Genomic DNA, 25392 nt, shown 5'->3' with positions numbered 1-25392 from the left:
AAAGTCAGACACACTTTTTGCTACTTAACCCGTGATTTGACCCCCGAATAACGAAGACCCCTACCAGCGTTTACACCGGTAGGGGTCTCTTCTTAGTGGCGGGGGCTGGATTCGAACCAACGACCTCTGGGTTATGAGCCCAGCGAGCTACCGAGCTGCTCCACCCCGCGTCAACTGTCCTGGCTTTTACAAGCACTCACAGCGGGTGCTGACCTCTCCGGCCAACGAGATGTAACTGTAGCACGGACCTTCCAACAAAGACCAATCCCCAGGTCATAGCCAGTTTCGCTACAACCTGGGGACTCTGCGAACCATAAGAACCTATGATTCTCGGCTAATCTCCCGTTGCAAGCCTTACTCTCTGTAAACCTTACTGACCATTGGCCTTCTGGTAGTCAGCGGCAGCGCGGTCGAGCTCGGCAAGCGCCTGGCCCTGTGCTGCGTAGTCACCGTTCTTCTGGGCGTCGTTAAGCTTCTGTAGTGCGTCGGAGATACGGCGAGCGGCATCGTCACGCGCGGCGACATCGACCTTGCGCTCTTCCTTCGGCGCCTCGTCGTCAGAGTTGACGTCGGCGGGGTCCTTGTCCTTATCCGACGGCTGCTCCTCAGCCTCTTCCTCACCGCGGACCTTGGTCACGGCGGAAGCATCGATACCAACCTGGCTCAGAGCCTCAGTGACCGTAGCGCCGTAGCCCACCTGACCGCGGTAAGCTACGAGAATACGCAACAGCTTCGGGAAGGCGGTCTCCTGCCCCTTGCGCTGGGTGTAGACCGGCTCAACGTAGAGAATCTCACCATCGCCGACCGGCAGCGTCAGCAGGTTACCGTTGGTGACCACGTTCGTACCCTCGAGCAGGGTACGGTCCTGGGCGACCTCATCTGCGGACATCATCGTGTCCTGCGCCTGACGCGGACCCATGGTCTGGGTGTTGGTCGGCAGGGCACGAATAGTGATTTGGCCGTAGGTCTCCGGCTCGGAAGAAGCACTCATCTGAGCGGAGAGGAACTCACGCTCCAGTCCACGGAATGCCGAGATCAGCTGGAAGCTCGGCTTGCCGCTCTCCGGATCGGAAGCGACAACATAGTACGGCGGCTGAGAGAGGTTCTTGTCTTCCGGTGCGGTCGGGTCGGACGGGACAGACCAGAAGGAGTCATTGGCGAAGAACACGCCCGGATCGCTGACGTGGTACTTGGCCATCAGCTCGCGCTGAACCTTAAACAAGTCCTCCGGGTAACGCAGGTGCTCCTGCAGTTCCTCGGAAATCTCCGACTTCGGCTTCACCACACCCGGGAAGACCCCCTCCCAGGCCTTGAGCACCGGATCCTTCTCATCGAACTCGTAGAGCTCAACGGTGCCATCGTAGGCGTCAACGGTTGCCTTGACCGAGTTGCGGATGTAGCTGACCTCGCTGTTCGGGAGCGGGCGTGGAGTGCCATCCGGGTTAATGGAATCCTGCGTGGTTTCCTGGAGGCTCATGCGCTGGGAGTACGGCATCTTGGCCAGTGTGGTGTAGCCGTCGACGATCCACTTCATACGGCCATCGACTACGGCCGGATAGGTCTTGGTGTCAGTAGTCAGCCACGGGGCGACCTTCTGAACACGGTCACGCGGATCGCGGTTGTAAATGATCTTGGAGTCCGGCCCAATACGGTCGGACAGCAGGATGTTGAGCTCCTGGTAACGGGTGGCGAAAATCATGCGGCTGGCAAGCCCGCCAACGCCAACACCACCCTCACCGTCGTAGGTGAAGTTACGGCCGTCAGCATCGTACTCATAGTCCTTGCCGTCACCGTTGCCGCCGACAATCGCGTAATCAGCATCGCTGTTGGCGATAACCGGGCCGTAGTAAATACGCGGCTGCTTTAGGTTCAGGTTCATGCCGTTCGGATCCTCGGACTCGAACAGGTCAGCCACGGTGTACAGCGGGTAACCACCGCGAGCGGAACCGGACTCAGATGCAACCTCGTCGACCTTGTTTGCCGGCGCGGCAACGAAGCCGTTGCCGTGGGTGTAGACCGTGTGGCGGTTAATCCAGTCAGTCTGGTTGCCCTGCAGCGTCTGCGGGTTCAGCTCACGGGCAGCGACGATGAAGTCACGGGACGCACCATCAATCTGGTAACGGTCAATGGCAAGAGGATCGGAGAAACCGTAGAAGTTCTTCAACTGGCGCTGCTGCGTGAAGGTACGTGGCAGCACTTCCGGATCCAGGATCCGGATATTGGCCAGAGTAGCGGCATCGCGGGAAATCGAGTCCGCACCTTCCTTCGCGGCTTCCTTATCGCCTTCCTTTTCAGCCGGAACACCCCAGTCGCGCTCGACCTTCACCTTGTCGTCGGTAAGCCCGTAGTGGTAGCGCGTCGACTCAATATTGCGCGCAATGTACTCGCGTTCCTTGGAAGCGCGGTTCGGGTTAACCGAGAACTGCTCAACTGCCATCGGCCAGGCCACGCCAATCAGACTGGCGGAAACCAACATCAGCACGGTGGCAAACGCCGGGATGGAAAGGTTGCGCAGGAAAATGGACGCGAAGAATGCAGCGGCCACGACAATTGCGATGACCAGCAGCGTAATCTTCGCTGGCAGCAGCGCATTGATATCGGTGTAGGAACCGCCGGTGAAGGTCTTCTGCTTGTTATTCAGCAGCTCATAGCGGTCCAGCCAGTAAGACACGGCCTTGAGCAGCATAAAAACACCGGCCCAGCACGCCAACTGCGCACGAGCCGCATTGGAAACGCGGGTCTTCTCCCCTGTGGTCGGGTTGCCTGGGCGGATGCCACCAAGGAAGTAATGTGTCACCAGCGACAGCAGGAACGCAATGACTACCAGGACAACCAGCGTCGAAACGATGTACGACCACAGCGGCAACTGGAACGCATAGAAGCCCAAGTCCTTGCCGTACTGCGGGTCAGTCTCACCGAAGGACTGCCGGTTTAAGAACAGCTGCACCGTCTGCCAATTGCCCTGCCCCACAAGGCCACCGAGTACACCGAAGACGATGGGCAGCGTGGTGAACATCGACTTCGAACCGGATTCGGCCATCCGTCGGTACACTGCCTGCGGGCTGCGTGGATCCGTCAGTCCGAGGTCGACGGGCCGCGAGCGCCACGCCAGCCACATAGATAGAAATGTCAGTGCGCCCGTTATTAGGCCTACGATGACAAACAGGACAATACGAGTGAGCCACGTGGTGGCGAATACCCCTCGATAGCCCACTTCACCGAACCACTGAAAGTCCGTATAAAAATTGACGGCGATGGGAATAACAAAGGTCAGCGCGGCAATCACCAACACGGTAATTGCCAGCCACCCCGGGCGGCCACCCGCCGATCGTCTCGGTCGAGTCTGGTTTAGAGACAACGTCTCTCCTGTTCAAGTTGAGCTTGACTTACCAGCGAGCTGGCAAGTCGGTCGTACGCTTATCTGTCATCTACTCTAAATAAAGTTCTTAACAATTGACTAAGGATGCTGTTTATACAGCGTTGCCAGGAAAGGGGCGTCGTCAAGCGTCATGAGCGAAAACAGCGGCACACAGACTCATCTCAGCCAGCAGGCACTCAATCGCGCCGTGCGTGAGGCTGTCGAATACGTCCACGCCGAAGGTTGGGACCGCGCTCCGAGTCTCTTCGCCCTCGTCCCCACCACCGCGCTTGCCGACGTGCTTGCCGACGAGCTGATTGACAGCGCCCCGCTGACTGTCGTTGCGCAGGAGCCTCTCCCCGAGGGAATTGAAGGTGGTAGCCCTGAGTTGGCGGACTTTATCGCTCGGACATCGTGGCCGGCAGGTGTCGTCGGCGCCGTGCTGGCGCAGGAAATTTTGGTCATTTCCCCGGAGCGGGCGGACAGTTTTGAGGGTGCATCCGTAGACGAGGTGCGGGCGCAGGCGGATGGCGAGGCCGCTCGTCAGGCACGTCTTTTCAGTGGCGTTATCAGTGAGGGGCCGCACCTAACGCTGATTCAGCCGCGCCCCACAGAAGCAGAACTGGATGAGCGTGGCCCCTTTGCTGAAGATGAGATTGAACTAAAGGATGGTTCTGGGGTAGCCGATGGTGTCATCGCTGCGCTGTATTCCACGTTCGGAAGTAACTCATAAATCCACCTACCAGCGATAAGAGACAGACAAGAGGCATTAAGAGCGCCGAATATCCTTATAACTAGCTGATTCCGGTTGACATCAGGACTAGAACCTAGTTGTATAACAAAGTGATAAAGGCGCGTCTCTAAGTTTCCACTCAGGGTTCTGTTGGACTTGGTTCTGTTGGACTTGGTTCTGTTGGACTCGGATTCTTCCAGGGACGGGCGAATGTGGCGAAGAAATCGCGAGTGTAGCGCGAGTTTTTCCTTTTATTGGTTTTCAACTAAGAGGTTTTAAATTATGAAGAACAACGTTGTTCGCCGTGCAGCAACCTCGGCAGCTGCAGCTTCTGCGCTGGCAGCGTCCCTCCTGTCTGGCGGTGTTGCCAACGCTCTTCCTACTGGTAACTACGTTGCCTTCGGCGATTCCTTCGCTGCTAACCCGGGCCAGTCCGATCCGGCCGTACCGGGTCGTGGTGGATGCCCAATTTCGGTTTCGAACATCGGCTCTCACGTTGCTCGCGAGACTGGCCTTGAATTGCACGACTACTCCTGCAACGGCACTACCGCTTTCATGCCGACTCAGCCGCAGAAGTCCCTGATGGGCCAGGTTGACAACGCTATCGCTCAGGGCTCCCTCGGCCCGGCCACCCAGCTAGTGACCATCTACGTTGGCGCCAATGACGCAATGCAGGGCGCTGTGCTGCCAATGCCGGTTCAGGATGACCTGTACACCACCAACGTTGTTGCTGCGGTACAGAAAATCAAGGCTGCTAATCCAACTGCTCGCGTCATGCTGATTGGCTACCCAGCTTTCACCTCGAATGACCCGACTCACTACGCTTGCCCGGTCAACGCCGCAGGTTTTGCACCGCACATTCCGGCTGCCGGCATGCACCAGTTTGAGATGGCTCTGCAGAACCGTCAGGAGCGCGCTGCAAATGAGTCCGGCATCGGTTTCGTCAACATGAAGAACGTTGCCAACATCGATGTCGCAATGTGCGGCCCGGACGGTGAGCGTCAAGTCTCGGCAATTCTGGATACTGACGTTGCTTCCTACAACATGACCAACCACCCGACCTTCCACGGTTCGGCAGTTACTGGCACCACCATCGCCAACGTCTACAAGAGCACCTTCTAAGGTTGCCCGACGTCGCTCAGGCGTTTTGGAGTGCAAAAACCCCAAAAACCCTCGCCTCGCTTTGAAAAGTGAGGCGAGGGTTTTTGCTGCCTCTTGCCACTGTGGGCGCCGTTTTTACATTTTTGTTTCTGCCGCGTCTGCTTCTGCAATGACCCTAATGCGCTCTCGCCCCTTCAGCGCGCGAAGGGCGTAGAGAATTGTTGCCAGGTCGATAACTTCCTGCAGCAGCGCAATAATCTTCTGGTACTGCGAATCTGCCGCCGACTTGGAGGCTTGGATCCGAATTGTCTGCGTTCCATTGACGGATGATGGGAAAAGCGACTACACGATATAAAAACATAAAAGCAAAATCCCCGGCCATAATGACCGGGGATTTCCATCAGTGGAGCTGCCGAGAATTGAACTCGGGTCCACCGCCAACTCGCCAGGGCTTCTCCGTGCGCAGTTCGCACGATCGCCTCTACTCGACCCTTCGGCTCAGGCAAACATGTCCGAATGACGGGCCCAGCCGCAAGTAAGAAGATCCCCGATGAGCCTTACGGCACACCCATCAGGCGAGCCCTTTTAAGTCGATGCCAGGGTCCGGACCAAAGGGCAAGCCCGGTCTGACAGACACGCTAGTCGCTTAATTAGGCAGCGAGAGCGTAGTCGCGCTGAGTGTTCTCGGCGCTTAATCAGTTGCTACGACGCTTAACGGTGGTCTCTAGCCTGCACCGGCACGCTTCCCCTGGCTCACTGTACGGTGTCGAAACCATGTCAGCCCCATACAATGCCTTCGAGCACGGGAAAGTGCGTAGCACTCAAAGGATGTTCAAGGATAACGCTTTACGACGAGGAAAGTCAACAGACCTCGTCATACAGCCAGCAGCCCCCCCCACATGTCAACTTAGAGTTGACAACGATGTCAACTAATGGTTGACTGCAGTCATGGATCCATTGACGACAATCCGTCACCGACTGCAAGCAACGAACATTGCCGAACAAGAACTTGAAGATGCCGTGGTGCAGGCTCGCGCAGCGGGCCATTCATGGGCAGAGATTGGAAATGTACTCAATATCTCCCGGCAAGCGGCATTCAAACGGTTCGGAAGTGTCCAAAACCCCGTTTCAGGAGAATTGATGACTGCCACAAAAACTACACATATCGCCGAACTCGGCGAAAAATTCCTTCGCCACATCATCAACGGTGAAGAAGCAGAAACCGTAAGCATGATCTCCCCAAAGCTCCGGAAGGATCTCCCCTGGTCCACTATCTACTCTGTCTGGGAAGATGTTCTCACCGAGACTGGGGCGTTCGAATCTTTCGACGACACCCAAGTCACCAGCCTCGGGGGAACCAGGACTAAGGAACCGACCTCGCAGAAACTCCTGTCGAAGATTCTCGGCACAAGTCTCGTCATCACCACCCTCAAACATGAGGCTGGCGAATGGATGGCTCGAGTTGCCTTTGACCGTCACGAAAACGTCATTGGCCTGCTCATCCTCCCAGTCGATGCGACTGAGTTCCCCTTCTAATAGAGCCCTCTTCTAATGAAGACCTCTACTACCCCTTGATGCCTTTCACACGGCGACCCAGCGCACGAGTAGCTTCGCGCTCCTCCGTGCGGCGCTTGATGTCCTGACGCTTGTCATAGTCCTGCTTACCGCGGGCGAGTGCGAGCTCGACCTTCAAGCGACCGTTGGTGAAATACAGCTTCAGGGGTACAAGCGTGTTGTTGCCATCGCGGACCTTGCCCCACAGGGTGTCAATCTCCTTGCGGTGCAACAACAGCTTGCGCGAGCGACGCGGTGAGTGATTAGTCCACGAACCGTAGGAGTACTCCGGGATATGCAGCCCGCGGAGCCACACTTCGCCGTCGTCGATGGTCGCGAAGGCGTCATTAAGCGATGCTTTGCCCTCGCGCAGCGCCTTGACCTCAGTGCCCACGAGAACGACACCGCATTCGTAGGTGTCAAGAATGTTGTAGTCATGGCGGGCACGACGATTGGTGGCCACCACCGCGTTGTTGGCGCTGACCTTTTCTTTCTTCGACTTCTTCTTGCCCATAACCTACTTAACTCTAGTCGAAGAAGGTGCACTACAGCTATTTCCTAGCTATTCCCTTAACTTTCCCTTGTGCGCCTCCTTGCAGCCAACATATATATGCCTCTGGCCTTTTACGTTGTGACGCAACTTACTTTCCCCTAACCTTTTACCAACGTCTAACACAGAGGGATTTAAATATGGGACAGTCAAAAACGTTGGAACCGGACAAAGCGCCCCCGAAGCCAAAGGGGTTCCTAGCAACACTGGAACGCATCGGCAACGCACTGCCAAATCCGTTTTGGCTGTTCGTGATTCTTGCCGGTGTAGTCATCGTTTCTTCGTGGCTCGGTGAGGCTGCGGGTATGCAGGCTAAGGATCCCGCGTCGGGTGACATCATCGAGGTGGAAAGTCTCGCTACCGCTGAGTATCTGCAAAAGATGGTTTCTGAGGCGGTAACGAACTTCACGGACTTCGCACCAGTTGGCCTGATTCTGGTGTGCATGCTCGGTGTCGCCATTGCGGAGTACTCCGGTTACATCGGCTCGGCAATTCGCGCGGCAATTTCCAAGGTGCACTCCCCTGTCCTGCTGACATTCATTGTCGCCCTGGCCGGCGTGACTGGTTCGATCGCTTCTGACGCCGTCTACGTGATTCTCATTCCGCTGGGAGCCGCCTCATTTGCCGCGGTTGGCCGTAACCCTATTGTCGGTGCGATGGTCGCCTTTGCCGCCTCGTCGGCCGGGTTCAATTCATCACTGGTGCTCAACATTACCGATGTGCTGCTGGCAGGCATCTCCACGCATGCTGCGCACTTCGTAGATCCGGAATACGTAGTTTCGCCGCTGGCCAACTACTTCTTCACCATGGCCTCGTCGATTGTGCTGGCTCTGATTATTACGGCTGTTACTGAGCTGTTCATCACCAAGCACGTGGAGAAGACCATCCACGAAGATCATGTTGACCACGAAGCTGCCGAGTTCACCAAGCCGGGCGCTTCGGAGGAGGCTGCTGAGGAAAACGCTAAGAAAAAGGAGCAGGACACCGCGTCGAGCAGCTCCAACAGCGGCCGCGATAAGCTCGTTCTAAATCCCTCCGAACGCCATGGCCTGCGCTACGGCAACATCGCCGCCGTCATCTTCCTGGCGCTGTGGTTCGCTGCCCTATTCATCCCGGGTTCGCCTCTGCGCGGCGAAGGCGACGGCATCTTGAATTCCGTGCTGCTTACCGACGTCGTGGTGTCCATTGCCCTCTTCTTCGCCGTGGTCGGTATTGCGTACGGCATTGGCGCCAAGACCATCACCTCCTCTGCAGATGTGCCCGCCTTCATGGAACGTGGCCTGGGCACACTGACCACAATGATGGTGCTCTTCTTCGCTGTTTCGCAGTTCACGGCCTACTTCAAGTGGTCCAATATCGGCCAGTGGACCGCCATCAAGGGCTCCGAATTCCTGACCAAGGCGGATCTGCCGCCGCTGTTGCTCTTTGCTGCCTTCGTCCTGATGGTGGCTGTTCTCAACATGCTGATTACCTCGGGCTCTGCACAGTGGGCACTGATGGCGCCGGTCGTGGTGCCGATGCTGATGTACGTCAACGTCTCCCCGGAGGTCTCTCAGCAGCTATTCCGTATTGGTGACTCCCCGACCAACATCATTACACCGATGTCGCCGTACTTTGCGCTGGCACTGACCTTCCTGCAGAAGTACTACAAGCCGGCGGGTGTCGGCACGCTGATGTCACTGGCCATCCCTTACTCGCTGTGCATGCTGGTGGGCTGGTTCCTATTCTTTGTTGTGTGGTATCTCGCGGGTATTCCGCTGGGGCCAGGGGTTCCGGTGCGTTAACTCACAACTTCTGGGCAACTGAGGGATTGGTCGAATTTTTCGGCCAATCCCTCACTTATTTGCGGTACTCGGGTTTAGTATTGCGTACGGTCGCCACCACAACGGGCGTCGTTAAGCGAAAACGTACACACTTTGAGCACACACTGAGACGCGGATATAACCTATGCCAACAAAGCACCTAAAATTTACGGGATCGACAGGCGAGACTCTGGCTGCATCGATTGATTTGCCGGATGGTAAGCCACGCGCGTGGGCACTATTTGGTCATTGCTTCACGTGTAATCGGATGGTGCCCGGCGCGTCACGCACCTGCAAGGCGCTGGCGAAGAAGGGCATTGCGGCGTTCCGGTTCGACTTCACTGGCCTCGGGCAGTCCACTGGTGATTTCGGTGAGACGACGTTCCAGACCAACATCGATGACCTTAAGGCCGCCTACGAGTTCATGGAGGCAGAATTTGAGGCCCCCTCGCTACTGATTGGGCACTCGCTCGGTGGCGCAGCGGCGCTGAACGCCGGCCACGATATGCCGAAAATCAAGGCGGTAGCGACAATCGGTGCACCCTTCGATCCGGCACACTCGATTGTGCGCATCGCCGGTGACATTTCGACGGTCGATGAGCACGGCACGCAGGTTCTGCAGATTGAAGGTCGTGGCATTCCCATCTCCCGTGAGTTCTTGGAAGTGTTGGCGGACTACAACCCGGAGGTTTATCTCAGCCAGCTGCGCAAGCCACTGCTTATTCTGCACTCCCCGACCGACCAGACTGTTGGTATCGATAGCGCCCAGAAGATTTTCCAGGTCTCTCGCTATCCAAAATCCCTGATGAGCTTGGATCGCGCAGACCACTTGCTCACTCGCGCTAAGTCCGCCGCGCGCGCTGCTGACCTGATTTATGCGTGGGCGGATAGCTATCTTCCGGAGGCTGAATAGCCCTGTTATCATTAGGGGTTATGGACACAACTGAACACTCTGGCCACTCACACGGCCACGGTCATTCACACGGTCATTCACACGGCCATGACCACGCTCATATTGACCCCGCGAATACTCCTGCCCGTCGCCTGCTCGCAGCTGCGGGTCTAACTCTTGTCGTATTTCTCGCCGAGCTCATCGGCGGCTTGGTCTCGGGTTCACTGGCGCTGCTGGCAGATGCCGGCCATATGGTGACGGACTCCGCAGGCCTGCTTATGGCAGTTGCCGGTTTGGCTATCGCCCAGCGCGGAGCCAATCACCGCGCGACGTACGGGTACCGTCGTGTTGAAGTTCTGACTGCTCTCGTCAACGGTCTGACCGTTTTCATCATTGCCGCTGTGATTCTCTGGGGCGCAATCCGGCGATTCGGGTCAGTGGAGCAATCTGAAATCCAGACCACGTCGATGCTCATCATCGCGGTCATCGGCCTGCTCACCAATGTGATTGCGGCGTTTCTGCTCGCCGGCGCTGCCAAGGAAAGCGTCAACGTCCGCGGCGCGTATCTGCACGTGCTTGTCGACGCCGCTGGTTCGGTCGCCGTCATTATCTCCGCTATCGCTATCGCATACACCGGCTGGACTGCCATCGACTCGGTGGTCTCTATCGTGATTGCGCTCTTCATCGTCCCCCGAGCCGCCGTTCTGGTGCGCGACTGTCTCCACGTGTTGCTGGAGTACACCCCGAAGGGCGTCGACACTGAGAGAATCACTGCTGACCTGTCTGACTTGGACGGAGTGGTCGATGTCCACGATCTCCACGTCTGGTCCCTCAACGGCAGCGACCTACTGGCATCTGTCCATCTCGTGCGCTGCGACACGCTCCCCAACGGCGACGAGCACGCATTGCTCGACCGCGCGCAGGCACTGCTTCACGACGTCCACGGGATTGAACACGCCACGGTGCAAATTGAAAGAACCGGGCACGCTGACCACGAGTACCCGGCTCATACCTAAAATGTTCGGCTAGTAGCTGAAGTAAGATGCTAGCCCTCGAGCTGCTCCCCTAGCTCCAGCCATTCCATCTCCAGCTCTGCCTTCTGCTCAGCCACCTCCGCAGCACGGCGATCGAGGTCCGCCAGCTTTTGTGTGTCCAAGTTGGCTACATCAGCACTCGCTTCCGCCATCTGCGTATGCAGTTCACTTTCCTGCTGGCTGAGCTTCGCCATCTTCCGCTCCAGGGCACTCATCTTCTTTTGAACAGCATGAGCTTCCGCGGCTGAGAGCTTCGATGTCTCTTCGGCAGCATCATCTTCACGAGTTCGCGTGGCAGTGACGCGTGCACCCCTGTCAGCCAGCTGTGCGCGGCGCTGGAGGTATTGACCAATCCCACCTGGCAGGTTCGTCAGCTCACCATCGCCGAAAAGGGCCCAGGCCGAGTCCGCAATACGCTCAATCAGGTAGCGGTCGTGCGAGATGACCACCAACGTGCCCGGCCAATTGTCCAGCAGGTCTTCCAATTCCTGCAGTGTGTCAATGTCCAGGTCATTCGTCGGCTCGTCGAGCAGCAGGAAGTTCGGCTCGCTCATCAACACACGCGTGAGTTGCAAGCGACGGCGCTCACCACCGGAAAGGTCTGCGATTGGAGTGCGTTGCCGTTTCGGGGAAAATCCCAATCGCTCAGCCAGTTGCGAGGCGCTAATCTGCTTCTTGCCCAGGTCAATATAGGTCGCGACGTCCTCCACAGCGTCGAGCACACGCATTTCCAGCGGCAGATCATCGAGCTCCTGTCGCAGCCAGCCCAGGCGCACCGTCTTGCCCTCAATTCGCTTGCCATCGCTTAGGGGGTAGTCTCCCGCCAACGCACGCAACAAAGTCGTCTTACCCGAGCCGTTGACACCGACCAGGCCGATGCGCTCGCCGGGGGCCAGGCGCCACGTGACGTCGTTAAGCAATTCCCTACCGTCGGGCGTTTCCAGGGACGCATGCTCCAACTCCACGACCACCTTGCCCTGACGACGCTGCGAAAACGCCATCAGCTCCACGGAATCACGCGGTGCCGGGACATTGGCGATGAGCGCCTCAGCTGCTTCGATGCGGTAGCGAGGCTTCGAGGTGCGGGCCGGTGCACCCCGGCGCAACCACGCGAGTTCCTTACGTGCAAGGTTCTGGCGACGCTGCTCGGCGGCATCCGCCTGGCGCGCACGCTCGGCACGCGCGAATGTCCAGTCGTTGTAACCGCCATCGTAAAAATCGACGGTTCCGTCGTGGACTTCCCACGTCTTCGTGGCAACGGTATCCAGGAACCAACGATCGTGCGTGACGACGACCAGGGCTGCCCGGCGCGAAAGAACATGATCGGCCAACCACTGCACACCCTCAATATCGAGGTGGTTCGTTGGCTCATCGAGGATGAGCAGATCCAGATCGCGGACCAGTGCGGCCGCCAGGTTAACGCGACGGCGCTCACCACCGGAGAGATTGGCGACCTTGGTATCCATACCGAGGTCATTGATGCCGATGCCATCGAGGACCTCGCGGATGGAAGCGTTACCCGCCCACTCGTGTTCAGCGAGGCCGAGCGGTGCGATGACGCATTCAAACACGGTGGAGTTCGGGTCGAGCTCCGCGCCCTGGGTAACATGCGCCATGGCCATGTCGTTGGCTCGCGAAATACGTCCGGAGTCCGCCGGCTCCACGCCTGCCAGAATCTTCAGCAGTGTGGACTTGCCGCCACCGTTCAAACCGACAACACCGATGCGGTCGCCCTCTTGAACGCCGAGGCTGACGCCGTCGAGCAGAGTCTTGAGCCCGAAGGACTTAGAAATATTCTCGCAATTAATCAGATTCGCCATGATGAGTATTTATTGTGCCCCATTCGACGTTGCCAAGCACACGCCGGACATACCAGGCCACCGGCAGCTCATCGAACTGCTCTTGGGTTACCCATTTAAATTCCGGATGCTCGCCACTGAGCTGGACAGCCTGCGCGTCGTTAGCCTCGCGTACTAGAAAAGTCACCGTGTGGAAGCGGAAGTTCTCCCCGCCCATATCCGGATTGGAATAGTGGGCAAATTCGCTGACCTCCGCTGCGCGCAGGCCGGCCTCTTCACGCAGTTCGCGCACAGCGGCCTCCGCGGGCTCCTCCCCTGCGTCGAGCTTGCCACCGGGCAGATCCCACTGGCCCCCGAGGAAGCCCTCGTATTCACGCAGCAGAAGCAGCAAGCGGTCACCGCGGAAAACTATGCAGTTGCACACCCAGCCGTCGTCGTCAGGCCAGAACTTAGTCCAAGCCACGCCGCGCGGTTCGCGCCGGCCGATCTCGGCCCTGCTGGGGTTGTCATCACGGTGCATGGGGAAAGATTGCCTGTCCTTTATTAAAAGCGCTGGTCTCGTGAGACCTCAGCGAGGCGAACGAAATCGGCAATTTCGAGCTTCTCTCCTCGCTGCTTGGGGTCAATCCCCGCTGCCATAAGCGCCTCTTCGGCTGCGGCGCCAGATCCGTAAATCCCCGATAGGGCCGCACGGAGGGTCTTGCGGCGTTGCGCAAAAGCAGCGTCGATAAGCGGGAAAAGGCGCGCGCGGAATTGCGGCGAGATTTCCCACGGAGCCTCGGGGGCATCGGCGGCATTGGAGTTCTCAGGAGCGTCGGAGCGAGCGTAGCAGTCAATGCGAACGAGCCCGGAATCAACCTTGGGGACCGGCCAGAAGACGTGCGGACCAATGGCACCGGCGCGACGCACTGTGCCGTAGTAGGCGGCCTTGACACTGGGGACACCGTAGATCTTGGAGCCCGGCTGAGCCGCCAGCCGGTCAGCGACCTCAGACTGCACCATCACGAGCACGCGACGGATGGTGGGCAGCTCGGCAAGCATGTGCAGGAGCACCGGTACAGAAACGTTGTAGGGCAGATTGGCCACCAGCGCATCTGGGGCAGTCTGAAAGTCCTCGCGGCTGACCTTCAGCGCGTCTTTCTCAATGAGCTCAAGTGCGCAGCCCTCGGCGCGCTCAGTGATTGTCTGGGGCAGACGCGCCGCCAGCCGCGGATCGATTTCAACAGCCGCCGCGCGGCCGCAGTGTTCGAGCAGCCCGAGGGTCAGCGAGCCCAAGCCGGGGCCAACCTCAACAGGGTAGGAATCCTCCGGCAAGTCCGCCGCAGCGACAATTCGACGCACGGTGTTGGCGTCGTGGACGAAGTTCTGCCCCAATTTCTTCGTCGGGACAATATCCGACTGCGCCGCCAAGTCGCGTACTTCGACCGGCCCCAAGAAAGAAACTTCTGCTTTAGTCACAGTTAGATACTACGGGGTCAACACAAAAAATAGGCTTAGCTCGTTATGGCTAGACGGAACTAGCTTTAACGAAGCCCCATGGAAGCGGTACAAGCGGGCCATGCGCCCCAACCCTGACCAGCCTGGACGCGCTCGGCGACAGCGATCTGCTGCTCGCGGGAAGCCTGCGATGCACGCGGTGCATACTCAGTACCGCCGTAAGCTGCCCAAGTGGAATCGGTGAACTGCAGACCACCGGAGAAACCGTTACCGGTATCGATAGCCCAGTCGCCGCCGGACTCACACTGAGCCAGCTGATCCCACACACCGTAGCCAGCGGCCGGAGCTGCAATGCGAGACTTAGTGCCCTGGCGAATAGTGGAGATACCCGGAGCCTTTAGCTCCTTTTCTTCCAGGACCTCGCGTCCGAGCTCTTCACCATCGCGAGAGGTGACCTTGACCTGACGCTCTACCTGGCCCGGTTCACCTTCCTGCTCAACGATGCGCTCATCTTCGAACATCGAATCATCTTCAATGATGTTCTCGTGAGCTGGAATCTCCTCAGTCTCGGTGATGGTCTTATCAATCAGACGAGACAGAGCGATGCGCATCCCCTCGGTGACCGGAGCATCCAGACCCGGCTCGACGGTGTCATCTTCACGCAGTTCAATGCCACGCTGAGCCAGCACATCTCCGACGGTCATAGCCGGGACGGTCAGGTCGATGTCCTTGGCATCGTCGTGAAGCACAATATTCTTGGCACGAACGACGTCGAGTTCGACCCCCTTAGCGGAAATCTCGCCCTTTTCGACCTCGACCTTGTCCTTATCGGAGATGAGCCCCTGCTTCTTCAGACCTTCAATCAGCTCATCGGTAGTGATGGCATTGGTCTTGTGCTCCTGCGGCTTGCCATCGACAATCATCGTGACCGGCTTGGCAGAGCGGTAGACCAGCTTGCCGCCGTCCGTGAGATCGCCCTGACGCTGAACCAGGTCGCCACCGGTGGTTTCGACACCAGCCTTTTGCAGAATGGCCTTGTCATCCTTGGACCAGGTTGCGATTTGCTCGACCTTGCCGTCGATTTCGACGGTGATGGTGTCATAGTTGGATGCTGCGACAGTGCCACCCAGAGCAACAGCAGCGACCAGACCGCCTGCGGCGATCTTGGACGAAGTGGAAACTCCGTCGTTAGCACGATTGAGATGACGCTTCTTCGCAGCACTCACGGGGTTCGTCACAGCCTTTCGGAGGATGGGCAGTTAGCAGATGAAAGAAATACAGTTTGTAACAGTACGGTAAAGATTCAGTGTTGTCTAAAATATATCGATAAAAGTGACGGGAAATACAACAAACCGCCCCGGCTGCATTTCCGCAGCTCAGGGGCGGCAATACGCCAGCACGTGCTTAAATGCCGTACACCCGACGTGCGTTATCCGTCAAAATCTGCGCCATCTCCTCCGCCCCGATTTCTCGGGCCGCGGCCATCGCACGCGCCTGATGACCGATAAAAGTGGACTCGTTGCGCGCACCTCGGAAAGGCTCCGCGGTCATGTACGGGGCATCGGTTTCCACCAGCAGCTGCTCCGCCGGCGCCTCAGCCACAGCCTGCCGCAGGTAATCATTGCGTTTGAAGGTCACGTTGCCGGTAAAACTCAGCAGGTAACCACGTGTAATGGCCTCGCGGGCAACCTCGATGGGCGAGGAGAAACAGTGCAAAATAACCGTATTGTCATAGCCGTCCAACGCCGCCATCAGGTCTTCATCGGCGTCGCGATTATGAATCATCAACGGCTTGCCGACGGTTGCTGCGAGCTCCATATGCCACTGCAACGCAGCCAGCTGTTCGCTCTTCGACGCGCAGCCGTCGAGGGAATCCAGCCAGTACCAATCCAATCCCGTCTCCCCCACGGCCACAACCCTGGGGTCGGCAGCCATTTCGGTTAAGCGGGCCTTGGCGTCGTCGTCAAGCTCGTGCGCGCGCGTCGGATGGATGGCGGCGGCGGCCCAGACGTTGGGGTGCGCGTGCGCGGCGGCAAAGGCCAGTTCGGTTTCCGGCATGCCGTCGCCGACCGTGCAGACTCCGACGACGCCCGCTGCGGCGGCCCGGTCCATGAGAGCCGCAATCTCCTCCGGAGTTTGCGCCCCACAGGACGCGAGATGCGTGTGGGCGTCAAACAGCGGAGTGAGATACTCCGCGGGTTCTGCAATCTTGCGTTTGCGCTTTCCCATACCTCTACTGTGCCCCTACTTCACCTGTGCCCACTCAGGGCCGTGCTCAGCCAACTCAGCGTCGAGCTTGGTGAAAATCGGCTTCGGCTTGGCCAGCACCGTACCCGGCTCAATGTCGAAGCGGCGCCAGGCGGCCTTCTGATTGACGTAGTCACCAGTGATGATTGGGTAACTCCTACCCTCTGCCGGCAGGTCAGCGCCAACCGGTTCGACCGGCATGTCGTCCTGCACTTCCTGGATTTCCGGCATTGCGGCCCAGATGCCCTCGCCCCCCAGGGTCTCGAAGACCTTCTGCGCGCTTTCCGGCAGGTACGGGGTCAGCAGCACATTTGCGTCGCTGACTACCTGCAGCGCTGTCCACAGCACGGTGGCGAGACGCTCGCGCTGGGACTCATCCTTCGCCAGCTTCCACGGCTCCTGCGCAGCAATGTAGGCGTTGGCCTCTCCGACCAAGTGCATGGCGGCGGTGATACCGGCGCGGAAACGGGACAGAGCAAGTGCATCGCCGACCTCGGCGAAGGAGCGCTCAGCCAGGTCGAGCAGTTCACGGTCAGCGTCGGTGAGCTCGCCCGGAGTCGGCACCTCACCGAAGTTCTTGAAAGCCATGGACACGGTGCGGTTGACCAGATTGCCCCAGGAGTTGGCCAGCTCGTTATTCACGCGGCGGACGAACTCATCCCAGGTGAAGTCGGTGTCCTGGTTTTCCGGGCCTGCCATTGCGATGAAGTAGCGCAGCGGATCCGGACCGAACTCCGCCAGGAAGTCCTTCACATAGATGACAACACCCTTGGAAGAGGAGAACTTCGAGCCCGACATGGTCAGATACTCAGAGGAGACGACCTCCGTCGGCAGGTTCAGCTCACCGAGTTCCCCGACCTCGCCCCCACGAGATCCCTCGCCACGGTATCCCAGCAGCTCAGCCGGCCAAATCTGGGAGTGGAAGGTGATGTTGTCCTTGCCCATGAAGTAGTAGGACAGCGCCTCCGGGTCATTCCACCACTTGCGCCACGCTTCCGGGTCGCCAATGCGCCAAGCCCACTCAATGGAGGCAGATAGGTAGCCGACAACAGCGTCGAACCAAACGTAGAGTTTCTTGGTCCCGTTTTCCGACCAGCCCTCCAGCGGAATCGGCACACCCCAGTCAATGTCGCGGCTCATTGCACGCGGGCGGATGTCCTTCAGGATGTTCAGGGAGAATTTCAGCACATTTGGGCGCCAGTCCTTGCGCTCTTGAAGCCATTCGGTCAAGGCCTCTGCCAGAGCCGGCAGGTCGAGCAAGAAGTGCTCAGTTTCAACGAACTTCGGGGTCTCGCCGTTGATTTTCGACACCGGATCAATCAGATCGGCCGGGTCAAGCTGGTTACCGCAGTTGTCACACTGGTCGCCACGGGCACCGGAAGCGCCACAAATTGGGCAGGTACCTTCGATGTAACGGTCCGGCAGCGTGCGCCCGGTCGACGGGGAAATCGCCCCCATCGTGGTCTGCTTGACCATGTAGCCGTTTTCGTAGAGCCCGCGGAAGAGCTCCTGGACAACCGCGTAGTGGTTGCGCGTGGTAGTGCGCGTAAACAGGTCGTAGGAAAGCCCCAGACCCGCGAGGTCCTGCACAATCTGGCGGTTGTAACGGTCGGCCAATTCCTGGACCGATACGCCTTCCTTCTCCGCCTGCACCAGCAGCGGCGTGCCATGCTCATCAGTACCGGAGACCATCAGCACGTCATTGCCAATCATTCGCTGGTAGCGAGCGAAAACGTCCGAGGGGACACCGAAACCTGCAACATGGCCGATATGTCGCGGACCGTTAGCGTACGGCCACGCAACTGCTGTGAAAATGCGAGACATATCTAACAGGGTAATAGATGACCTACCATCGCGATGAACTGTGCCCGCATGAAAGTCTTCATGAACTGTCCCCTACCGTCATCGCACGCATGCGCAGTCACTACGCTTATGTCCTATGTCCACTCGGTCCATCTCCTCCGACTCGGCTGCTGACTTCACTTCGCGCGCGACCACGGCACTAGCTCGTCTTATCGCTGCCGGTCATCGCCCCGCCGCACTCATCGGCTCCTGGTTCGGTTTTCGCGCGGTTCTCGCCGCCAACGTCGAGCTCACCGCCTGCGATTCGGCAGCACTTTTCACCAGCCCCGACCCCGATGGGTGGATTTTTGGGTTCCGCCCCTACTCCGGCGCCAGCGCGCACGGAGTCGCTGCCTGCGTCGCATTGCTTTCCGACGACGGCACGTGGCATTTCGACGGCCCCGGCTCCGGCGACCCGCTCAATCCGGATTTCCAAGCTCTTCAGGAGGCCATCACTTACTCGCGCATCAACACGCATGCCGACGCGCTCCCCGCGGCCACACCACTGGAGTGGGATCAGGGCGACCGAGAACGCCACCAGCTTGCGGTGGAGAACTGTAAGGAGGCAATTGTCGCAGGCGAGGTGTATCAAACCTGCATTTCCACACGCTTTCACGCGGAGCTGAATGCGAGCGACACTGCACTAGCCCACGCCGGCGCCTGGTTTTCCTCCCGCGTGGCGCGGTATCAACCGGCTCGAGCAGCATTCTTGCCCGGCAACCTCGATGCTGGAGTTCCAATTCTGGCTTCGCTGAGCCCTGAGGAGTTCCTCATCCGTGCAGGCACAAGCGTGACTGAGACTCCCATCAAAGGCACGGTTCCCGCTGACCGGTCCCCGAACGAGTTATTGCGCAGCGACAAGGATGTCGCCGAGAACATCATGATTGTCGACCTGGTGCGCCATGACCTCGGCCAGGTGGCCAAGACTGGCACTGTGAAGGTCACTGACCTGCTCAGTGTGCGCCCGGCCCCGGGCGTGTGGCACCTCTTTTCCACAGTCTCCGCGGAACTTCCCGATCAGCTCAGCCACGCTGAGCTAATCGAAGCCTGCTTCCCACCAGCCTCAGTCACCGGTACACCAAAGCTGCGAGCAATTGAGCTTCTGCGCGAATGGGAACCCGAACCCCGTGGTGCCCACTGCGGCGCGATTGGCGCGGCCCACGGGGATGCACTTGAGCTCAATGTTGCCATTCGTACCGCTGAGTACGCAAAAGACCCGAACTCGGGGAGAGTTCGGGTCGAAGCTGGCATCGGCGGTGGCATCACCATCGGGTCTACGCCCGAGGGCGAATGGGCTGAGATTGAGGCCAAGGCCGCACCGCTGTTGTTAGAGAGCTAGTTGCGTAGTTTACGAGCACGACGGCGCTCGCGCTGTTCGGCCGCTTCCGCCAAGCGGCGCTCGCGAGCCATGCGCAGGGCAAACTGACGCTGTTCCTTGTCATCGAGGTACATCGGATCGTCGGAAAGCCCCTTAACCAGCGCCACCATCAGCGCCAAGATAACAATGACGAACGGGCTTGCCGCCAAAATGGTGATGTTCTGCAGGTTGGACAGGGCATCGCTGCCGCCGGTGACCAATAGGACAATCGCAATCAGAGCGGTGAAAATACCCCACATAGCAGTGACCGTGCGCGATGCTGTGAGTCGACCGAACTGGCTCATGGTGCCCATCACCGTGGAGGCGGAGTCCGCCGAGGTAATGAAGAAGGTAGCCAGCAGAACCATTGCGATGACGGAAGTAATCGCGCCACCCGGCAGGGATTCCAGCAGGTTGAACAGCTGGCTCTCAGCCGAGCCGTCGCCATAGATGGAAGCACCCTGCTGCTCACGAGTAATGGCGGTGCCGCCAAAGATGGAGAACCATACGGCAGAGACAATCGACGGAACTGCGACGACGGTGAAGACGAACTCACGGATAGTACGGCCGCGAGAAATACGTGCGATGAACATACCGACAAACGGCGACCATGAGATCCACCAGGCCCAGTAGAAAATTGTCCAGGAAGAGAGCCATTCACCGGCGGTGCCGTCAGCGGAAGCACTGGAGCGGGAGGCCATCTCAAAGAAGGAATCCAGGTAGCTGCCAATAGAGGTCGGAATCAGGTTCAGAATCACCACGGTAGGGCCGAGGACCAACACCAGCAGAGCCAGCAGACCTGCGGCAACCATGTTGAAGTTCGAGATGTACTGAATTCCCTTGCCCACGCCCGACAGTGCAGAGACCAAGAAGGCACAGCCCAGAACGAGAATAAGACCAATCCACAAAGGTGCGCCCTTGATGGCGTTGAACCCGTTGATTTCCAAACCGGCGGAAATCTGAAGTACGCCCACACCGAGAGAGGCTGCCGTACCGAAGACGGTGGCAAAAATCGCAAGCGCGTCGATAAGCTTGCCCAACCGCCCCTCAGCGCGACGCGCGCCGATGAGCGGGATGAACGCCGCCGAAATCAGCTGCTTTCGGCCGAGGCGGTAGGTCGAGTAAGCAATTGCGAGACCGACGATGGCGTAGAGCGACCACGGGTGCAGAGTCCAGTGGAACATCGTCGAAGCCATGGCGGTACCGACTTCCTTCGGCTGGTGGCCCGGCACGCCATCGCGATAGAAGGTCAGCGGCTCAGCGACACCGTAGAACATCAGACCGATGCCCATACCGGCGGCGAACATCATCGCAATCCAGCTAGGCGTGGAAAACTCTGGTTTCTCGTTGTCCTTGCCCAAGCGGATGTGACCGAACTTGGAAATTGCGATGGACACAATAAAGAAGACAAAGACGGTGCTGGCCAAGATAAACAGCCAGCCGGTGTTCTCCACAACCCAGTTCAGAGAACTAGATGCAAACGTGGAGAAACTATCTGGCCACACCAGGCCCCAGACGATAATTGCCAGAATTGCGACAATGGCGGGGACGGTAACCCCGAGGTTCACGGGAGCGTGAGAATCGTCGGCCCTGACTTCGCCAACGACCGACTCCCCTACTTCTTGTTGTATTTCATGTTCTGGTGGATTCGTCATTCCTCCACCATGTTCATCATTGACCTGGGATTTCAACTTAGAATGCGGGTTTTCTCAGGTTTTCTTCATTTTTTCCCAGAGTGCAAAAACTGCCACTAATGGCGTTTACCCTGTTCACTGCCGTGTGCTGGGAGATTTTCTGGCACAAAGTAACAATCGCCTAACGATTTTCCTCGCGAGCAGCCAAAACCGCCTGATAGAGATCACGGTGCTTTGTCATTCCAGCCTCTGCCGCAACCTGCTTCGCGGCATCCTTCAACCGCATGCCATCAGCCACGAGCTCCTCCACGCGGTCAACTAGGTCCTCCGTGGATACCACCGTCGCCTGCTGCCCCGCGCCCTCAATCACCACCGTAATTTCGCCGCGGACACCTTCCTCCGCCCACGCAGCCAGCTCTCCCAGCGTCGCACGGCGAGTTTCTTCAAAGCGCTTGGTCAATTCACGGCTTACCGACGCGCGCCGCTCCTCACCTAAAATCTCCGCGGCATCCGCCAACGTGACAGCCAATCGATGCGGCGACTCAAAGAAACAACAGGCTCGCTTCTCTGTCTTCAGTGATTCCAACCAGGCCCGGCGCGCCCCCTGTTTACGAGGTGCAAAGCCATCGAAACAGAAGTGGCCGACCCCCAAGCCACTGAGGGCCAATGCGGTTGTCACCGCGCTCGGTCCCGGTACGCAGGACACCGGCACGCCCGCGTCGTGAGCAGCCGCCACCACAGCCAGGCCAGGGTCTGACACCACCGGCATCCCCGCATCGGTCACCACAATGACTTTCTGTCCCGCCTTCGCCGCCTGAATCAGCGACTCAGTGCGGCTCTCTTCGTTGTGATCGAAGTTCGAAATAAACTTCCCCTTGGGGGAAATGCCCAGCGCTGTGGCCAGGTTGCGCGCCCGCCTGGTGTCTTCCGCGGCGATGATATCGGCGTCGATAAGCGCACCGCGCAAGCGGTCAGAGGCATCGGCGATATTACCCAGCGGCGTTGCCACCAGAGTGATGCCGGGAGCCAGCGCCGTCGCCTCGCTAAGTGGCTCGTTGTCGTGCGGTTGGAAGTTCGATGCCGAATGCGTCATGATTCCATAGCTTAAACTGACATTCGTGACCGATGCCGCTTTAACCCCACCACCGGAAACCGAGCGCCGCGCGAAAAAGCGTTTCCTGCGCCCGATTCCCCCGGTTCCCCCACTGCCGCCACTGCGGCGGTGGGATAAATGGGATACCACCACTTTTGTAGTTCTCGGAATCGTGGCAGCTCTAACGCGTTTCATCGGGCTTGCTTCCAAGACCGACAATGGCACCCCGCTCTTCGATGAAAAGCACTATGTGCCCCAGGCATGGCAGATTCTGGAGTCCACGCGTGACCCCATCTCGTCTGGCATCGAGGACAATCCCGGCTACGGTCTGATCGTGCATCCGCCAGTGGCCAAGCAGGTCATCGCCTTGGGCGAGTGGATCTTCGATTACTCACCAATGGGCTGGCGGTTCATGTCTGCGGTGTGCGGCACGCTGGTCGTCCTGCTGCTCATGGACATCGTCCGGCGCATCTCTCGCGGCTCGCGCTTAGCAGTGGGTATTGCTGGTCTCTACGCGCTTGCCGACGGAGTGCTGTTTGTCTCCTCCAGGGTCGGCATGCTGGACATGATTCAGACCTTCTTCATCATGGCGGCCGCGTGGTCACTTCTCATCGACCAGGCCGATGCCCGCAAGCGCCTGGACTCCGCCACGGAGCTAGGCAGTTTCGGCCCCTATCTCAGCTATCGCTGGTGGCGCCTGCTCGCCGGCATCATGCTGGGGCTTGCCACCGGAGTGAAGTGGTCTGGCCTGTATTACATTGCAGCATTCGGTCTTTGGTCCGTCTTCACGGATCTGGTGTCACGTAAGAATGCCGGTGCGCACAAGCCCGTGCTCGGCGCACTCGCCCGCGATACCGCCCCGGCGTTGCGCGATCTCGTGGCGGTCCCGCTGGGCGTTTACTTCTTAAGCTGGCGTTCCTGGTTCGCCGAAGAGACGTCAGTCTATCGCCATATCGCGCCTGAAAACCGCGACACGGGAATCCCCGGCACCGACTGGCTTCCCGAGGCCGTTCAGAATTACCTGCACTACCAAAACAGCGTGCTGAAGTTCCACGCCGAGCTGACCACCTCTAATGGACACAAGCACCCTTGGGAGTCCAAGCCCTGGGAGTGGCTGGTCAGCTGGCGGCCAATGCTCTACTACTCCACCGAAACCACCTGCAGTGGTGGCCAGGAGTGCAAGGGCTGGATGATGCTCTTTGGCACCCCGCCCATCTGGTGGTTGTTGGTCCCCGTGGTCCTGTGGGCCACATGGCGTTGGCTTGGACGCCACGACGGCCGCTATGCGCTGCCAGTCATCGGTTTCCTCGCCTCGTGGCTGCCGTGGGTCATCGGCTACGACCGTCAGATGTACTTCTTCTACGCCACCGCGCTGATTCCATTCGTACTCATCGCCTTTGCTCTGCTTGCCGACGATCTTTCACACTGGCGGCCCCGCGATACCCCGGCGGGGTTGGTAATCGTTGGCACGCACGCCGCACTAGTGGTGGCCGCGTTTGTGTTCTGGCTGCCAATTTTGACCGGCTACCCGCTGCCTCTCAACCACTTTGATTGGCGCTTCTGGTTGCCGTCCTGGAGCTAGTCCCGCTGTGGTGGCACGCCTGTGACGGGCAACCCGGAGGCTGCACGCCATGCCTGTGCGATTGCCGTCGGCGTATAGCCGCCCAACCACACAACGGCCAATGTCAAAGCGGAGACGAACATCAACGCCAGACCAGCAATCTCCGATGCCCCCTGGGCACCGATGAGAATGTCACGAATACCAAAACCGATGCTGAAGGTGGCGACAGCACCGTAGACCGGCGCCATGCCCATGGCAGCGCGTGGCCGCCAAGCAGCCCAGAACAATCCCACTGCCAATGCAAGCCGAATTGCCGCGAGTTGGATGGCAAGCCGTGCTCCAAGCTCCATTGGGTCAATGGTGGCACTGGAACCGTCGATAGGCGCTCCCATGTTTGCCGCAGTTCCTGCACCGTCCTGCGGCTGCGTCGAGGAAAGCCCAAGCGTCATCATGTCGGAGGCGTCTACCAGCGTCGCAATCCCCCAGACCGCCCAGCAAAGTCCCAACGCAATGAGCACCCCGCGGGCGGTGCCGGCCATGAGCAGCCATGCGCGCTCACGCCGGCGGCGCTCCGGTTCGATGGAGACCAAAATGCGCTCCGAGAGATCATCCGTGGAAATCTCCGGCATGCCATCGGCAGGCCCCACCGTAAGGGCGCGGTTCAGCCGCACCGCTCGCTCGTACCAAGCTCGGCACTCCTCGCAGGCCCCAAGATGGGCATCGATGACTTCATCGGCAATGTTTGCCTGCTCGCCATCGAGGCGAGCTGACAATGCTGCGCGAATTTCCTCGCACTCCACGGGGAATCTCCACCGCCTTTAACTCTTAAGGGGGTTGTACCTAATGAGGTCTTACCTGATGAATTGCCTGTCCAAACTGAAACGGCCGGCTCCGAAAACGAAAATCATCACCAGACCACCGATGAGTGACATCACAAGCTCTGCACCGTTGTCACGGATAAACAGACCATTGCCGAGGTGTATCGACCACCAGGCACCAATCATCTCAATGATGAAGACCATCGCCACTGTCGGGGCCAAGAGTCCCAGAATCAGCAACGCGCCTCCGACCAGTTCGACTAGAGCGACAACCCAGACCGTCAAGTGCGCCTGCGGGATATTCGCTGCGACAAAGTAACCGGTCGTCTTGTCAATACCGGTGATAAAAATCTTGTCCCAGCCGTGGCAGATGAAGATAATTCCGAGTATCAGGCGGAGAATCACGAGCGCGATATCGCGCATTACCGGTCGATCCATGAGGGACATGCTACCCGACGGCACGGTCAAAACACGGTAGCACTGCGGCAGCGAGAGGCCAGCGACTTTAACATGCAAAAAGGCTTCTCCCAACCCCTCGGGAGAAGCCTTCCGCCAAACACACCCGGTGTGTCATGTCTTA

20 protein-coding genes, 1 tRNA gene and 1 other RNA gene are annotated in these 25392 nt (G+C 58.8%); 8 read left to right on the top strand and 14 right to left on the bottom strand.

All coding sequences use genetic code 11. The features are described 5' to 3' along the window. Window positions 1–96 precede the first annotated feature (96 nt). Window positions 97–170, bottom strand: a tRNA-Met gene (locus tag HMPREF2787_RS02755). 200 nt (window positions 171–370) lie between these two features. After that, a complete protein-coding gene (locus HMPREF2787_RS02750) occupies window positions 371–3358 on the bottom strand; it encodes a UPF0182 family protein (RefSeq protein ID WP_070858321.1) in 2988 nt (995 codons plus the stop codon). A 151-nt stretch (window positions 3359–3509) separates the two neighbouring features. Here HMPREF2787_RS02750 and HMPREF2787_RS02745 point away from each other — a divergent pair, with 151 nt between their 5' ends. Next, window positions 3510–4091 (top strand): PPA1309 family protein, encoded by a 582-nt coding sequence (locus HMPREF2787_RS02745; protein ID WP_070858320.1) that lies wholly within the window; start codon window positions 3510–3512, stop codon window positions 4089–4091. Between the two features lie 282 nt (window positions 4092–4373). Further along, entirely contained in the window at window positions 4374–5213 is an 840-nt protein-coding gene (locus HMPREF2787_RS02740; RefSeq protein ID WP_070858319.1) for a GDSL-type esterase/lipase family protein, read from the top strand. Between the two features lie 380 nt (window positions 5214–5593). Here HMPREF2787_RS02740 and ssrA read toward each other — a convergent pair. Next, window positions 5594–5977: a transfer-messenger RNA gene (gene ssrA, locus HMPREF2787_RS02735) on the bottom strand. A 355-nt stretch (window positions 5978–6332) separates the two neighbouring features. Between ssrA and HMPREF2787_RS02730 the strand changes: the two genes are divergently transcribed. Continuing rightward, the gene (locus tag HMPREF2787_RS02730) at window positions 6333–6728 is read left to right on the top strand and encodes a DUF3887 domain-containing protein (protein WP_016423247.1); all 396 of its coding nucleotides are present in this window, start codon (window positions 6333–6335) and stop codon (window positions 6726–6728) included. A gap of 28 nt (window positions 6729–6756) precedes the next feature. Here the strand turns inward: HMPREF2787_RS02730 and smpB are convergent, their stop codons facing one another. Further along, entirely contained in the window at window positions 6757–7260 is a 504-nt protein-coding gene (smpB, locus tag HMPREF2787_RS02725) for an SsrA-binding protein SmpB (protein WP_005511394.1), read from the bottom strand. Window positions 7261–7436: 176 nt separating this feature from the next. On the opposite strand from smpB, the gene HMPREF2787_RS02720 reads away from it, so the two are divergent. From HMPREF2787_RS02720 to HMPREF2787_RS02710, 3 genes are all read left to right on the top strand, one after another. Next, on the top strand, window positions 7437–9080 hold the full coding sequence (locus tag HMPREF2787_RS02720; protein WP_083229264.1) for an AbgT family transporter: 1644 nt from the start codon (window positions 7437–7439) through the stop codon (window positions 9078–9080). A 163-nt stretch (window positions 9081–9243) separates the two neighbouring features. Then, the gene (locus HMPREF2787_RS02715) at window positions 9244–10011 is read left to right on the top strand and encodes an alpha/beta hydrolase family protein (protein ID WP_016423249.1); all 768 of its coding nucleotides are present in this window, start codon (window positions 9244–9246) and stop codon (window positions 10009–10011) included. Between the two features lie 20 nt (window positions 10012–10031). After that, window positions 10032–11006, top strand: a complete 975-nt coding sequence (locus tag HMPREF2787_RS02710; RefSeq protein WP_016423250.1) for a cation diffusion facilitator family transporter — start codon at window positions 10032–10034, stop codon at window positions 11004–11006. 29 nt (window positions 11007–11035) lie between these two features. Here the strand turns inward: HMPREF2787_RS02710 and HMPREF2787_RS02705 are convergent, their stop codons facing one another. The 6 genes from HMPREF2787_RS02705 to metG form a co-directional block, all read right to left on the bottom strand. Beyond that, a complete protein-coding gene (locus HMPREF2787_RS02705; RefSeq protein ID WP_070858318.1) occupies window positions 11036–12844 on the bottom strand; it encodes an ABC-F family ATP-binding cassette domain-containing protein in 1809 nt (602 codons plus the stop codon). Then, window positions 12828–13343 carry an NUDIX hydrolase gene (locus tag HMPREF2787_RS02700; RefSeq protein ID WP_070602812.1) on the bottom strand — a complete coding sequence of 172 codons (516 nt, stop codon included), beginning with the start codon at window positions 13341–13343 and terminating at the stop codon, window positions 12828–12830. The genes HMPREF2787_RS02705 and HMPREF2787_RS02700 overlap by 17 nt, the downstream gene beginning before the upstream one ends. 23 nt (window positions 13344–13366) lie before the next feature. Next, window positions 13367–14281 (bottom strand): 16S rRNA (adenine(1518)-N(6)/adenine(1519)-N(6))-dimethyltransferase RsmA, encoded by a 915-nt coding sequence (gene rsmA, locus HMPREF2787_RS02695; protein ID WP_070858317.1) that lies wholly within the window; start codon window positions 14279–14281, stop codon window positions 13367–13369. Window positions 14282–14346: 65 nt separating this feature from the next. Beyond that, window positions 14347–15486: a resuscitation-promoting factor gene (locus tag HMPREF2787_RS11375; protein WP_049193061.1), complete on the bottom strand. Its 1140-nt coding sequence runs from the start codon at window positions 15484–15486 to the stop codon at window positions 14347–14349. A gap of 178 nt (window positions 15487–15664) precedes the next feature. Further along, entirely contained in the window at window positions 15665–16489 is an 825-nt protein-coding gene (locus HMPREF2787_RS02685) for a TatD family hydrolase (protein ID WP_048733569.1), read from the bottom strand. A 15-nt stretch (window positions 16490–16504) separates the two neighbouring features. Continuing rightward, window positions 16505–18331 (bottom strand): methionine--tRNA ligase, encoded by a 1827-nt coding sequence (gene metG / locus HMPREF2787_RS02680; RefSeq protein ID WP_070858316.1) that lies wholly within the window; start codon window positions 18329–18331, stop codon window positions 16505–16507. A gap of 115 nt (window positions 18332–18446) precedes the next feature. Between metG and HMPREF2787_RS02675 the strand changes: the two genes are divergently transcribed. After that, window positions 18447–19688: an aminodeoxychorismate synthase component I gene (locus HMPREF2787_RS02675; protein WP_070858315.1), complete on the top strand. Its 1242-nt coding sequence runs from the start codon at window positions 18447–18449 to the stop codon at window positions 19686–19688. On the opposite strand, the gene HMPREF2787_RS02670 is transcribed toward HMPREF2787_RS02675, so the two are convergent. Next, on the bottom strand, window positions 19685–21361 hold the full coding sequence (locus tag HMPREF2787_RS02670) for a BCCT family transporter (protein ID WP_083326636.1): 1677 nt from the start codon (window positions 21359–21361) through the stop codon (window positions 19685–19687). The genes HMPREF2787_RS02675 and HMPREF2787_RS02670 overlap by 4 nt on opposite strands. A 160-nt stretch (window positions 21362–21521) precedes the next feature. Next, complete coding sequence (gene rsmI / locus HMPREF2787_RS02665) at window positions 21522–22433, bottom strand: 16S rRNA (cytidine(1402)-2'-O)-methyltransferase (RefSeq protein ID WP_070858313.1); 912 nt, start codon at window positions 22431–22433, stop codon at window positions 21522–21524. Between the two features lie 85 nt (window positions 22434–22518). Here rsmI and HMPREF2787_RS02660 point away from each other — a divergent pair, with 85 nt between their 5' ends. Then, the gene (locus tag HMPREF2787_RS02660) at window positions 22519–24015 is read left to right on the top strand and encodes a dolichyl-phosphate-mannose--protein mannosyltransferase (RefSeq protein ID WP_371441139.1); all 1497 of its coding nucleotides are present in this window, start codon (window positions 22519–22521) and stop codon (window positions 24013–24015) included. On the opposite strand, the gene HMPREF2787_RS02655 is transcribed toward HMPREF2787_RS02660, so the two are convergent. Continuing rightward, window positions 24012–24794 carry a zf-HC2 domain-containing protein gene (locus HMPREF2787_RS02655; protein ID WP_070858311.1) on the bottom strand — a complete coding sequence of 261 codons (783 nt, stop codon included), beginning with the start codon at window positions 24792–24794 and terminating at the stop codon, window positions 24012–24014. The genes HMPREF2787_RS02660 and HMPREF2787_RS02655 overlap by 4 nt on opposite strands. A gap of 51 nt (window positions 24795–24845) precedes the next feature. Continuing rightward, window positions 24846–25250 carry a DoxX family protein gene (locus HMPREF2787_RS02650; RefSeq protein WP_070858326.1) on the bottom strand — a complete coding sequence of 135 codons (405 nt, stop codon included), beginning with the start codon at window positions 25248–25250 and terminating at the stop codon, window positions 24846–24848. Window positions 25251–25392 lie beyond the last annotated feature (142 nt).

This window comes from Corynebacterium sp. HMSC061H03 (genome assembly GCF_001838215.1).
GTDB classification, from domain to species: Bacteria; Actinomycetota; Actinomycetes; order Mycobacteriales; family Mycobacteriaceae; genus Corynebacterium; species Corynebacterium jeikeium_D.
The sequence above is the reverse complement of the archived record's forward strand: the minus strand, read 5'-3'. Positions and strand labels throughout refer to the sequence as shown.